11 protein-coding genes are annotated in these 12,245 nt (G+C 69.3%); 8 read left to right on the top strand and 3 right to left on the bottom strand.

Going from position 1 to position 12,245, the window contains the following annotated elements:
* The first annotated feature begins 94 nt into the window (after nt 1-94).
* Complete coding sequence (locus tag OHO83_RS37630) at nt 95-298, top strand: hypothetical protein (protein ID WP_330280439.1); 204 nt, start codon at nt 95-97, stop codon at nt 296-298.
* 297 nt (nt 299-595) lie between these two features.
* Here OHO83_RS37630 and OHO83_RS37625 read toward each other — a convergent pair whose 3' ends face one another.
* On the bottom strand, nt 596-1,978 hold the full coding sequence (locus OHO83_RS37625) for an APC family permease (protein ID WP_330280438.1): 1,383 nt from the start codon (nt 1,976-1,978) through the stop codon (nt 596-598).
* The gene (locus OHO83_RS37620) at nt 1,972-2,850 is read right to left on the bottom strand and encodes a carbon-nitrogen hydrolase family protein (RefSeq protein WP_266676160.1); all 879 of its coding nucleotides are present in this window, start codon (nt 2,848-2,850) and stop codon (nt 1,972-1,974) included. Before OHO83_RS37620 ends, OHO83_RS37625 begins: the two co-directional genes overlap by 7 nt.
* A 194-nt stretch (nt 2,851-3,044) precedes the next feature.
* On the opposite strand from OHO83_RS37620, the gene OHO83_RS37615 reads away from it, so the two are divergent.
* Complete coding sequence (locus tag OHO83_RS37615) at nt 3,045-3,941, top strand: LysR family transcriptional regulator (protein ID WP_330280437.1); 897 nt, start codon at nt 3,045-3,047, stop codon at nt 3,939-3,941.
* 287 nt (nt 3,942-4,228) lie between these two features.
* Complete coding sequence (locus OHO83_RS37610; RefSeq protein ID WP_330280436.1) at nt 4,229-5,185, top strand: hypothetical protein; 957 nt, start codon at nt 4,229-4,231, stop codon at nt 5,183-5,185.
* 395 nt (nt 5,186-5,580) lie between these two features.
* On the opposite strand, the gene OHO83_RS37605 is transcribed toward OHO83_RS37610, so the two are convergent.
* Nucleotides 5,581-7,395: a hypothetical protein gene (locus OHO83_RS37605; protein ID WP_330280435.1), complete on the bottom strand. Its 1,815-nt coding sequence runs from the start codon at nt 7,393-7,395 to the stop codon at nt 5,581-5,583.
* A 16-nt stretch (nt 7,396-7,411) separates the two neighbouring features.
* Here OHO83_RS37605 and OHO83_RS47075 point away from each other — a divergent pair, with 16 nt between their 5' ends.
* From OHO83_RS47075 to OHO83_RS37585, 5 genes are all read left to right on the top strand, one after another.
* The gene (locus OHO83_RS47075; protein ID WP_405603749.1) at nt 7,412-7,729 is read left to right on the top strand and encodes a pentapeptide repeat-containing protein; all 318 of its coding nucleotides are present in this window, start codon (nt 7,412-7,414) and stop codon (nt 7,727-7,729) included.
* Nucleotides 7,730-8,034: 305 nt separating this feature from the next.
* A complete protein-coding gene (locus OHO83_RS37600; RefSeq protein WP_330280434.1) occupies nt 8,035-8,838 on the top strand; it encodes an SDR family NAD(P)-dependent oxidoreductase in 804 nt (267 codons plus the stop codon).
* 64 nt (nt 8,839-8,902) lie between these two features.
* Complete coding sequence (locus OHO83_RS37595; protein ID WP_330280433.1) at nt 8,903-10,213, top strand: MFS transporter; 1,311 nt, start codon at nt 8,903-8,905, stop codon at nt 10,211-10,213.
* A gap of 11 nt (nt 10,214-10,224) precedes the next feature.
* Entirely contained in the window at nt 10,225-11,412 is a 1,188-nt protein-coding gene (locus OHO83_RS37590; RefSeq protein WP_330280432.1) for a C45 family peptidase, read from the top strand.
* Nucleotides 11,409-12,245 carry a polysaccharide deacetylase family protein gene (locus OHO83_RS37585; RefSeq protein WP_116501951.1) on the top strand — a complete coding sequence of 279 codons (837 nt, stop codon included), beginning with the start codon at nt 11,409-11,411 and terminating at the stop codon, nt 12,243-12,245. The genes OHO83_RS37590 and OHO83_RS37585 overlap by 4 nt, the downstream gene beginning before the upstream one ends.

Below are 12,245 nucleotides of genomic sequence, written 5' to 3'. Positions count from 1 at the left end.
TGTGCGCACGGCGCCGATAGGAGTGTGCAAGACCTTGACCAGTGACACCCGGCGGGCACTCGTCGTCCGTGCTGCTGGTCACGGGCACCAGCCCGTGACCAGCAGCAACACCTTCCTGCCGTTCCTGAAGGAACATGGATTATTCGTGGCGACCTCCGATGACCTCGCGGTGTACGAGGACGCCGAGCGCCTCGCCGCCGCCGTCCGCGCGGGGACCGGCCTCACCGGCCGGCACGGCGGCATCGCCGCTACTCGCAGTGACCGCACTAGATTTCCTGGTGCCGGTTTCTGCTCATGATCAGCCGCCACAGGCAGTGCTCATCACACGCGGACTCCGACGTTCCCGCAGGAACTCCTGCGCACGACCCCGCGTTCCCTACACTTGGCCCCTCCGTCGGCTGACCGTGGATCTCATGGCAGACAGCACGAGAAGGCCCCACACCGCTGATTTTCGCAGGACCGCTCGACGATCCGATCAGGAGCACGGCAGCATTCGCCCCTCGTCCTGCCGCAAGGGACTACGACCGGGATCACGCGCAACGGCCAGCCTTCGTTGGTGTGCTGGGCAACGATGAGCCCGGGCGAGGGAGGGGAGCTACGCGGTGACTGGGTCCGTGGCCGCGGTGTCGTCGTCGAAGGTCATCTCCGGTGCGGGCCGGCGGAAGCCCTTGGTCAGGACGGCCAGGTAGGCGACGCCGATCGCCAGCCATACGCCGCCGATCTGGAGTGCGACGTGACCGAGCTTTGTGAGCAGGTAGAGGGAGACGGCGGCGCCGATGGCCGGCATCACCAGGTACGAGAAGAGGTTGGGGGTGCGGCCGTGTCTGCGCTCTCGGACCAGGTGGGCGATCACGCAGACGTTCACCAGGGTGAAGCCGAGGAAGGCGCCGAAGTTGATGAATGAGGTGGCTGTGGTCAGGTCGAGTTTCATGGCGATGACACCGGCGGCCGCGGTCAGCAGCAGGTTCAGGACGGGCGTGCCGGTTTTCTTCGACAGGTTGCCGAAGATGGCCTTGGGCAGGGCGCCGTCGCGTCCCATGACGTACATGAGGCGGGCGGCGGAGGCTTGCAGGGCGATACAGGAGGCGATGGATCCGGCGATGGTGACGAAGTTGATGATCTCGGCGTACGTCTCGCCGCCGACCTGGACCTTCAGGTGGTAGGCGGCCGCGTCGACGTCGGCGAACTTCGCGCCGGGGTGGACCAGTTGCATCACGAAGGACAGCACGATGAAGATCGCTCCGGCGGCGATGACGCAGCCGATGATGCCGCGGCCGATCGTCCTGGCCCCGCCCCTGGCCTCCTCGCCCAGCGTGGAGACGGCGTCGAAGCCGAGGAAGGAGTACGCGGCGATGGCGGCGGCCGCGGTGACCGCGCCGATCGAAGTGCCTGAGTTCCACAGGGCGTTGGTGGCGGGGGCGGAGGAGCCGTGCTTGCCGAGGAAGACGACACACAGGGTGGCGAAGAGGACCAGCGACCCCAGAGCGATGAACATCAGGACCTTGTTGACGCGGTCCGCGAGCTTCATGCCGAAGACGTTGATGGCGGTGGTGATGCCCACCGAGACGATCAGCCAGACCCACTTGGGGATCTCGGGGAACTGGGCGTTGAAGTAGATCGCCGTGATCAGCCAGCCGACCATCGGGATGAAGAAGTAGTCGAGCAGCATCGCCCAGCCGGACAGGAAACCGATGCGGCTGTCGAGCATCTTGCGGGCGTAGGTGTAGACGGACCCGGCGCCGGGCACGGCGCGCGCCATCTTCGCGTAACTCAGCCCGGTGAGCAGCATCGCGACGGTGGCGATGGCGAACGCGGTCGGGGCCGCGCCGCCGCTGGTGGCGGCGACCACGCCGAACATCGTGACGACGATGCCGGGCGAGATGTAGGCCAGGCCGAACAGGACGACGGAGAGGAGACTCAGGTCGCCCCTCAGCCTCATGGTGCTCTCTGTGCTCTGTGTGGTCTCGCTGTTCAACATCGCGGCTCCTCGGTGGTGTGGGCGGGGTTCCAGGTGGCGGGGTCGATGCGGCCCCCGTACAGCGGGAGCTCGAGAGCTGGGTCGCCGGGGCGGAACTGGTCCCAGACCCGGTTGAGACCGGCGGTGCCGTAGCGGCGGACGTTGCTGACCTCGTCGAGGTCGATCACGTCGGTGAGGGTGGAGTCGCCGGCATCGACGGTTTCGGCGCGCACCGTGCCCTGGGGGTCGATGACGAGGCTGCGGCCGGTCCCGGAGGGGGCGGCGGAGTTGACGCTGGCGACGAAGACCTGGTTGGTGATGGCGTTGGCGCGGTTGAGGACGACTTCCTGCGCGCGGTCGCTCGTCGACGTGCGGACCACGTTGACGATCAGCTCGGCGCCCATCCAGGCCAGATGGCGGGAGATCTCCGGGAACCAGGTGTCGTAGCAGATGGACAGGCCGATGCGGCCGACCCCGGGGAGGTCGACGACCTCGAACCGGTTGCCGGGTGTGGTCGTCTCGTACGGGCGCCACGGGCAGATCTTGCGGTACGCGGCGAGGCGCTCACCCTGTGGTGAATAGACCGGTGTCGTGTTGTGGACGCGGTCGTCGGTGCCTCGCTCGTAGACGCTGCCGGGTACCAGCCAGATGCCCAGGTCCCCCGCGAGCTCGGCGAAGGCCGCATCGCGTTTGCCGTCGAGCGGCTCGGCGGCCTCCGCCGGGGCGGCGGGGACGCCGGGGGCGCTCTCGCCGAGGTGCAGTTCGGGGTAGACGACGAGGGCGCCGGGTGCGCGCAGTTTCACGCGCCGCTCCACGTCGGCGGCGAAGCCTGTGAGGTCGTCGGCCGGGCGGCCGGGCGCCTGGGCGAGGATCAGGGGCAGGGGGCGGGCCATGCGGGAACCAGCCAATCGAAAGGATTGTTGTACGAGGAAAAGTCGACGGAGATTCGGGTGCCGATCACCAGGAATTCCGGTGGGACAAGAATGCAGCCAGTCAGCCATAGCCTCAAATACTTGGCAGGGTTGACTATCATGCCTTTGAGGCATGAAGGTGTCATGCCTCCTCCGTCTCCCGAAGGACCACCGCCATGGAAATCCGAGTGCTGCGCTACTTCCTGACCATCGTGGAGACCGGTTCCGTCACCAAGGCTGCCGAGGTGGTCCGCGTCGCCCAGCCCTCGCTGTCGCGCCAACTGCGCGGCCTGGAAGGGACCTTGGGGATGACGCTCTTCGACCGCGGCGGCAAGCAGATGGTCCTCACGGCGGCCGGCCGGCGCTTCCTTCCGCTGGCCCGCGACCTGGTCGCCCGCGCGGACGCCGCCGAGGCCGCGGTCGGCGCGCTGGCCGCCGGTCGTGCCATGCGGATCACCGTGGCGGCACCGCCCACCACCATCACCGACGTGATCGCGCCGTTCCTGGCCACCTGGGGACCGGAAGATCCGCTCGTCACCGTGCAGGCGGAGAGTCCGGCACATGCGTACCAGGCCCTTGCCAGGGGCGCCGACGTAGCCGTCTCCTCAGCACCTCCGAGGAGTCGATTCGCCGGCCTCCCGGTGGCCCGCCTGCCGCTGTGGGCCTACGTCCGTGCCGACCACGCCTGGGCGGACCGGGACCACGTCACCATCAGGGAGCTTGCCGCGCAGCCCCTCATCGTCCTCACCGCGGCGCACCGCACCCGCCGCATCCTGGACAACGCCGTGCAGGACGCGGACGCCTCGTACGACATCGTGCTCGAATGCGACACCCCGCACGTCGTACAGGCCATGGCGGCCTCGGGCCATGGCGTCGCGGTGGTCTCCGACGATCCCCGCTTCGACCTGCACCCGCTGCTGATCCTCGACAGCACGGGCGAACCGCTGCAGATCCACCTCCACGCGGCGTGGGACGCCGGCCACTACGCGCTGCACAGCATCGAGGCATTCGCGGCCGGTTTGTCACGTTTTTGCGTCGAGCGGTACGGGCCACAGGTCGCCGCCCGCCTATGAACTGCAGCGACGACTGCAGACCACGGCCCTCACCACGACGCGAGGGGTGAGCGCACGCCGACCCGACGGCCGACAGGCCAAGGAGAGCTGGAGGTATGCCCGGCAGGCAGCCTGACCAGATCGGGCAGGCATTGGACGGCGGCCCCGGCGCGCCCCACCATGCGGCGATATCCCGCATCAGCTGCCGGCCCGAGAGGCTGGCGCAGCAGCTCGCGGACCGTGCGCAGGACAGTCGCCGCGGCCTCGGGAACGCTGGCGGGCACGACCAAGTCCTCAACGAGGTATGCATGGCATTTCTCTCAAGTCGCCGCAGACGGGCACGTCTCGTCCTGGAGCTCGACGACGCTGCCCTCGGCCGGCTGCTGAAGTCCCTCCAGGCGACAACAAGTACGGGCACGATCGCGACGACGGACCTGTGCATGGCCCAGATATCCCGTCTCCTGGACCAGAGCCGGGCTGACTGGGACCGCCGCACCCACCAGCTCTCCGTGCTGGCGTTCCGCCTGTCCGCATCGCACGGGCCCCGTGCCTGGGCCACTCGTGAGCCGCGCAACGCGAGCGCGCTCGTCCTCTCCGCATGGGCGCAGCTCGAACGCGGACGCTCCCAGGGACGTCCGCAGGACGCGGCCGGCATCGCCGACAGCTGTCTGCGCGCCGCCGAACTGGCGCCGGAGGATCCCACTCCCTGGGTGGTCCTGTTGGGTCTGTCACGGCTGGAGCGCCGCAGTCAGCCGGAGGTGTTCGGCCTGTGGAACGAGGTACTGACCCGCGACCGCTGGAACCGCGAGGCGTACCTGAGCATGCTGCGCTATCTGGGGCCGGAGGAGATGGGATCGCGCGTCCAGGTACTGGACTTCGTCGACGCGCTTCGCGCCAGCACGCCCGCAATCGCGCCCTGCGCGGCCACCGAGCTCACCGCCGAGGTTCTGCAGTACCAGTCAGTCCTCGCCCGTGGCGGAGTCGAGGCGCTGATGGCACGCACCCACTGGTCCCACGCGTCGGCCGCCCAGGCCCTCGACCGTGCGGCACGCACCTGGGCCCGGCCCGGGTTCTTCCACCACGCGGCAGCCGTCGCCGACCTGAACCTGCTGGCCTACGCGCTGATGGCCGCCGAGCGGCGCGGCGAGGCCCGTCCGGTCTTCGAGGCGATCAACGGTACGGTCGCGGCCTGGCCCTGGAGCGTCGGAGGCGACCCGGTGTCGGAGTTCGAGAAGGCGCGGATCAGGAGCGGGACCGGCGTGTGAGTTGCGGGGACTCGCCCCTCGGCACGGCGGGCGGACAGCTCTTGACGGCAGAGGAGCGTGGGAGGGGGCCCGGCACATGCCGGGCCCCCCCCCACGAGTCGCCAGTGGGGGACGTCAACCGCGGATGATGTTCCCGGCCTTGGGGTCCTTCTGACCATGGGCACTGGACACCCGCGCATCACGCAGTCGAGCAAGGGGATGCAGAGGCCCAGGCTCGATTACCGGCCGCTGGCTTCGATCCCGATGAAGGCGAACCGGGTGCCGCCGTGCGGCACTTCCCGCGCGTTGTTGGACGCGACCTTGTCGTCCGCCGTCCATGGCGACGCCGTCCCGGTCTCGAAGCCGCCGTTGCCGAGCAGCTGGCCGGCCGTGCACGGCCGGCCGCCCCCGCCGCCTCAGCCGGTGGCGGGCAGCTTGTACGCCTGCGCGGCCGCCGCCGACCAGTCGAACTCGTTGTTGTCGCTGAAGTAGTAGTACGTGGCGCCGTTGGGCAGCATCGCCGCGGTGATGCCGCCGAAGCCGGACATGAACGGCACGTACACCGGGCTGGTGAACACCGAGTTGTCCGCCGAGGTGAACTGCCGGGCCCACAGGCCGCTCTGGTACTTGTAGGTCTTGCCGGTCGTGCCGGCGGTCGTGGTGAGGCCGCGGTTCGCCGGGTTCTGCTGCATCGCGTCGGCGAGCATCGTCGGGTCGAGCTTCTGCACGCCGCCGATCTTCCCGCCGTCAGCGTTCAGGAACCGGCTGACCTTGGCGATGTCGTCCTGCGTGTAGAACAGGCCGTACCCGCCGAACGGCTGCCCGGTGGCGCTGTTGTCGGTGCGCTCGGTGGTCAGCACGTCCGGGCTCAGGTGCAGCGGGACCAGCACCTGGTCGCGGATCCAGCGGTAGATGTCGCTGCCAGCGCCGGCCTTGGACACCAGGTAGTTCTGCATCGCCCGAGCCAGCACGAAGGTGTCGGAGGAGTGGTAGACCCACTGCGTGCCGGGCGCGGCGGAGTGCGGGAAGGCCAGCGCGGCGGCCATCTTCGGCCCGTACGCCTCGGCGTCGAAGAACGCCGTCATGCCGCTGCCGGACTCGTCGGACTCGAAGGCGCTGGAGGTGTAGTTGCCGGTGGCCATGTTCGCGGTGTCCTGGAACGTGACGCCGGTCCAGGCGGAGGTGTCCGCCTCACTGACCCAGTCGCGGATCAGCTGCGACGGCACGGACGAGCCGTAGACCTGCGTCAGCCGCATCAGCACGATGCCGGCGAACATCGTCTTGGCCAGCGAGTACGACGGCAGCACCATCTGGTTGCAGTACGGGTACGCGCCCTGCCGGGTCTGACACGCGCCGACGTAGTTCACCCCGCCGTAGGACACGCCGTACGTACTCAGCGCCGAGGCGGTGATGCCGCTGCCGAACGCGCTGGTGTCGATGCCGGCGTTCGGGTGGTCGGTGCTCAGCGCGCTGATCGGCTTGGTCGGGATGCGGTTGGCGACCTCGGCGGCGTACGCGTTCTTCAGGCCGGTGCCACCGGTCACGGTGTGCCGGGAGTAGGTCGCGCCGACCTGGCCCCACATGTCGAACTGGAAGTACTCGCACGTCTCGTGCACGATCTGGTAGCGGACCCGGGAGATCGTGCTGCCGTCGAAGAGGAAGGTCAGCAGGCCGTTGTGCACGCAGTTGGCGTTGCGCTCGACCAGCGCGAAGGGCAGCGAGACGCGGGTGCGGCCGCCGTCGCCGTTCTCGTTCCAGGCGCGGCCGCCCCCGACGATCAGGTTCCAGTACGCGCTCCCGGTGATCTGCAGGCCGCGGACGGCAGGGATGACGTGGCTGCCGTTCTGCACGAGGTCGATGCTCACCGGCGGCAGGTGCTTGAGCGCGGCGGTGGCCGCGTAGTGGTAGGTGTCCTTAATGGTGCTGAAGCCTCTAGCGGTGGCCACGCCGTTGAGCGTCAGGGTGCCCTCGAAGGTGTGCTTCGGGGCGGCGGCCGCCGCGGGCAGCGCGAAGGCGTCGTCGGTGACGGTGCCGGTGGCCGCGCCGCTGGTCAGGTCGGCGGCGGTCAGCACCGACCTGGTCACGGCGCCGCTGCCGGTGAGCGGATCACCGGGTACAGCGGTCGCGGCGTACGCGGGTCTCGCCGCCAGCGGCGAGACCGGCACGAGGGCCAGGGCCAGTACGAGGAGGGCCAGCACGGTACAGCGGCGCCGGGCGTACAAGAGGGACACGGTGAACTCCTCGGGAATGCGAAGTGGTGGTGCCCGCATTCTGGGGACGCGCGGTGCTGCCGTCGAAGACCAATGGGGGTTCGACGGCATGCCTCGAAGGCATCGGCGGGGGTCAGAGGTCACGGGGTGCGCAACCGCCGCTGGTGGGCAGCCAGCAGCCGGGCGAGGAACTCGGCGGTGTGGTGCGGGACATCGAGCGTGGCAACGCACCAACACGAATCTGACCAGAGCGCAGCTGAACGACGCGGACTTGACCGGCGCGCACCTGAACGACGCGAACCTGAACGAAGGGGGCCTGACCGGCGCGGCGCCAGCCTGCGCGGCGCGGACCTGACCGGCGCGGACTTGATGGGAACGCATTTCCTGAAACCGTGGGTATGCGTCTTCCGTCCGGAGCAACCTGGAACTTGCAAACTCGGTGGCCTGCTGCGCTGGCATCGGTTGCCTTCGCGCGGTCCGATGAGGTGAGCCCCGGCGTCTACAGGTACGAACCGGACCGGTCAGGCGCGGTTCGGGTCTGAGGAACGTGGGCAATCCGTGGCCAATCCGGCCGCAGTCCGCTGAGAGCCGACACCGACGGAAGAGCTTGTCCCCACCGAGAAGTCCCCAGCAATCACCCCGCCTCCCCACATCGGTCAGATGACCGATGTCGCGGCCCGCGACCAGACCTACTGTCCCCCTTCAACGACACCGAAGGGAGTGAAGTCCATGGGCCTGGACGGCAAAATCGCGGTGGTGACGGGCGCAGCTGGCGGCATCGGGGCCGCGGCGGCCGACCGGCTGGCAGATCTCGGTGCCGTCGTGGTGCGGGCCGATGTCCAGTACGCGGACGACGCCGGCGGGACGGGTCGAGTGCGCTTGGACGTCACCGACCCCGCGTCGTGGGATCGGCTGCGTGACATCGTCCGCCAAGAGTTCGGACCGGTCGGCCTACTGGTGAACAACGCGGGCGTCAGCGCCCGGGCGGACCTGCTCGACACGAGTGACGAGGACTTCACCCGGGTGCTCGCGGTGAACGCGTTCGGCCCGTGGCGAGGTATCAAGACCTTCGCCGACGACCTGGCCAGGACCCGAGGCGTCATTGTCAACATCGGCTCGATCTACGGGGTCACCACCCCTCCCACCGGGGACGGCACGGTCCCGTCCTCGGTCGCGTACCAGATGAGCAAGGCCGCCGTGCACCAGCTCACCAAGGTGGCCGCGGTCGAGCTCGCCCCGCGCGGTATCCGCGTGAACGCCCTACTGCCCGGGGTCTTCCGCACCGCGCTCCTGGACCACCTGCCACCAGAGGCCCTGCGGGCCCGCGTCAACGGCGCCCCGCTGGCGCGGCCGGGCGAGACCGATGAACTGGCACACGCCCTCGCGTTCCTCGCCGGACCCGAGTCCTCGTTCGTCACGGGGGTGCTGCTACCCGTGGACGGCGGCTATCTCGCCGCTGCCTGACGACCTGTCACCTGCCATGCCCTCCCCTGTATCCCGTCAAGAGCCCCTCGCGAGAAGAGAGACCATGAAGGCATCAACGACCGAGGCACCGGTCACCGACACCGGCCCCAGAGAGGCCCTCAAGCTGCGGGCGGTCGTCTCCGGAAGCATCGGCAATCTGCTCGAGCAGTACGACAACCTCGTCTACGCCTACTCGACGGTGTATCTGAGCGCCGCGTTCTTCTCCAGTGGCGGCTCTGTGTCGTCGCTGCTGTCGACCTTCGCTGTCTTCGCCGTGGGCTTTCTGGCCCGGCCGCTCGGCACGGTCTTCTTCGGGCACATCGGCGACAAGATGGGGCGCCGGCCCGCCCTGCTGGCCAGCGTGATCCTCATGGGCGCGGCAACCGTCCTGATCGGGCTGCTGCCCGGCTATCGGACCATCGGCGTCGCCGCCCCTGTGCTCCTGGTGGTGCTGCGGCTGTTCCAGGGCTTCGCCGTCGCCGGTGAGTGGGCCGGGTCGGCAGCCATGCTGGTGGAGTACGCGACCCCGCGCGCCCGCGGCAGGTACGGCAGCCTCAACCAGGTCAGCACCGCTGCCGGCTTCCTGGTGGCCGCCGGCGTGGTGGCGCTGAACTCGCTGTTCTGGAGCGAGCAGGGCATGCGGGAGTTCGGCTGGCGGGTGCCGTTCCTCGTCGGCGCGGTGACCGCGGTCGTCGCTCTGCTGCTGCGTTTCGGTCTGGAGGACACTCCCGCCTTCCGCGAACAGGAGGCCGCCGGGGAGACCAGCGCGAGCCCGCTGCGGCTGGCACTGCGCACGCAGAAGGGCGCCATGGCACGCGGCTTCTTCTTCACCGTGAGCTGGACCGTCGCCTACTTCTTCTTCCTCACGTATCTGCCGACGCATCTGCGCCAGGAGGCCGGCATCGCCCCCGGGATCGTCGAGGCGTCGAACATCGTGGGCCTGGTCGTGCTGACGGTGGCCATCTTCGGGTTCGGTGTGCTGTCCGACCGGATCGGCCGCAAGCCGCTGCTGCTGATCGGCTCCGGCGGACTCGTGCTCCTGAGCTTCCCCGCCATGTTGGTGTTCCAGACCGGAAACACGGCAGGCGTCTTCCTCGGCCAGATTCTCATCGGGCTCATCATCGCGGCGTTCTCCGGGCCGGGACCTGCAGCGCTCGCCGAACTGTTCCCCACCAACGTCCGCTACTCGGCGCTGGGCATCGGCTACAACTTCTCGGTCATGGCCTTCGGCGGCACGGCCGGCTTCATCGCGACGCTGATCGTCGACAGCACCGGCAACGCCGTCCTCGTGGCCCTGCTGCCGACGATCGCGGCCCTCATCACTTTCGTCACCGTGTGCCGCATGCCCGAGACCTACCGGACCGAACTGAAATGAGAGATACCACCGTGTCCGCAGCGACTCCCCAGAACCCGCGGCTGATCGTCGTCCAGGGCAGTTACCGTCAGATGGGCGAGGACCTCGGCCAGGCCACCGCCGACCTCATCGCCCGCAGCCTCGACACCTACGTGGGCCGGTTCCGCGACGACGCCGGGCTCAGCGACGCCGACATCGAGCGCTGGGGACGGATCTACCTGGACATCGCCGCGTCGTACTCCCCCGAGATCGCCGCGATGCTCGACGGCATGGCGACCGGCTCGCGTCAGCCCGCCCACCGGCTTGCCGCGCTCAACGCACGCACCGAGATGCTGTACGGCACCGGCTACCGCGACGAGGGCTGCACCTCCCTGTCGGTGCTGCCCCGGTACACCGGCAACGGGCACACCCTGCTCGCCCAGAACTGGGACTGGCACCCCGAGCAGGCGGAGGTCACCTTCCTGCTCGCCACCCGCGACGAGACCGGGTTCAGCGTGCTGTCCCTGGCCGAGGCGGGCATGCTCGCGAAGAGTGGCCTCAACTCCGCCGGGCTCGGGGTGTGCGCCAACCTGCTGGTGTCCGACCGGGACCGGGGCGGCGCCGGAGTCCCGTACCACTATCTGCTGCGTGGGGCCTTGCAGGCACGGACGATGTCCGGCGCCCACAAGAAGCTGCTGCCCGTCGAACGGATCTCGTCCGGCAATGTGCTGCTCGCCGATGGCACCGGCGGCGAGGCCGTCGACTTCGAACTGGCGCCGGACGTCTTCGGGACGCTGCTGCCCGAGAACGGGCTGATCGCCCACGCTAACCACTTCGAGACGTCGCTGCCGCTGCGCGACAAGAAGGCGGCGACCAGCGCGCTCACCCTCCTGCGCCCGGCGCGGGCCCGGCATCTGCTGGAACCCGCGCTCGACGAGCGCCGGGTCGGCGTCGCCGACCTCGTGGCGACGCTGCGCGACGAGTGGTCCTTCCCGGACGGCATCTGCCGTCACCCCGACCCCGACGTCCCGGAGGGCGAGCGCAACGCGACCGTCTACTCCGTGGTCACGGACCTCACCGACCGCGTGCTGTGGATCGCGCCGGGCCCGCCGAGCCGGCACGGCTACGCCCGCTGGGAGTTGGACACCCTGTTCGACGACCCGGCCCCGAAGCCCCTGGAGTTCCTCCCGGAGGACACCCTGGCCGCCCCGACCACCCAGAGCGAGGAGATACCCGCATGAGCCGCGGAACCGTCTGTCTGACCTTCGACTTCGACGCGATATCCCTGTGGATGGCCCGCGGCCAGACCACCCCGGGCCCGGTCTCCCGCGGCGAGTTCGGCGCGTACGCCATCGATCGCATCCTGGCCCTGCTGCGCCGCGCCGAGGTGCCGACAACGTTCTTCATTCCGGGGCACACACTGGAGACGTACCCCGCACAGAGCGCCGCCGTCGCCGAGGCGGGACACGAGATCGCGCTGCACGGGTATGCCCATGAGCCGGTGTCGACGCTGGACCGGGTCACCGAGCTGGCGGTCAACCGCCGTTCGGCGGCGCTGATCGAGAAGCTGACCGGCACCCCGCCCGCCGGACACCGCACCCCCAGTTGGGACTTCACCGAGCACACCGTCGACATCCTCACCGAACTCGGCATCGTCTACGACTCGTCGCTGATGGGCACCGACTTCGAGCCCTACCTCGCGCGCTCCGGCGACCGCTGCCCGGCCGACGGGCCGTTCCGGTTCGGACCGGACTCGGCCGTGGTCGAACTCCCGGTGTCCTGGACGCTGGACGACTATCCGCACCTGGAGTACGTCCGCACCTCGCAGATCGTGATGCCCGGACTCCAGGACGCCGACGCGATGTTCGACCGGTTCCTGCGCGATGTGCGATATATGACGGAGACCGTGCCCGACGGAGTGGTGACGGTGACGCTGCACCCGCAAGTGGTGGGGCGGGGTGCGCGGATGTCGGCCCTGGAGAGCTTCATCACCGGCTGCCGCACCCTGGACGTGACATTCGAGCGGTGCGTCGACGTGGCGCGCCGGGTCCGGCCCGCGCTGGTCGGGGTGTGA

The organism is Streptomyces sp. NBC_00569 (assembly GCF_036345255.1).
GTDB lineage: Bacteria > Actinomycetota > Actinomycetes > Streptomycetales > Streptomycetaceae > Streptomyces.
This window is presented reverse-complemented; position numbering and strand designations above follow the sequence as displayed.

Coding starts and splice junctions, on each gene's coding strand:
- OHO83_RS37620 (WP_266676160.1), bottom strand. CDS start 2,850: ATGGCCCGCCCCCTGCCCCTGATCCTCGCCCAGGCGCCCGGCCGCCCG.
- OHO83_RS37610 (WP_330280436.1), top strand. CDS start 4,229: ATGGCATTTCTCTCAAGTCGCCGCAGACGGGCACGTCTCGTCCTGGAG.
- OHO83_RS47075 (WP_405603749.1), top strand. CDS start 7,412: ATGCGAAGTGGTGGTGCCCGCATTCTGGGGACGCGCGGTGCTGCCGTC.
- OHO83_RS37595 (WP_330280433.1), top strand. CDS start 8,903: ATGAAGGCATCAACGACCGAGGCACCGGTCACCGACACCGGCCCCAGA.
- OHO83_RS37615 (WP_330280437.1), top strand. CDS start 3,045: ATGGAAATCCGAGTGCTGCGCTACTTCCTGACCATCGTGGAGACCGGT.
- OHO83_RS37585 (WP_116501951.1), top strand. CDS start 11,409: ATGAGCCGCGGAACCGTCTGTCTGACCTTCGACTTCGACGCGATATCC.
- OHO83_RS37600 (WP_330280434.1), top strand. CDS start 8,035: ATGACCGATGTCGCGGCCCGCGACCAGACCTACTGTCCCCCTTCAACG.
- OHO83_RS37625 (WP_330280438.1), bottom strand. CDS start 1,978: ATGTTGAACAGCGAGACCACACAGAGCACAGAGAGCACCATGAGGCTG.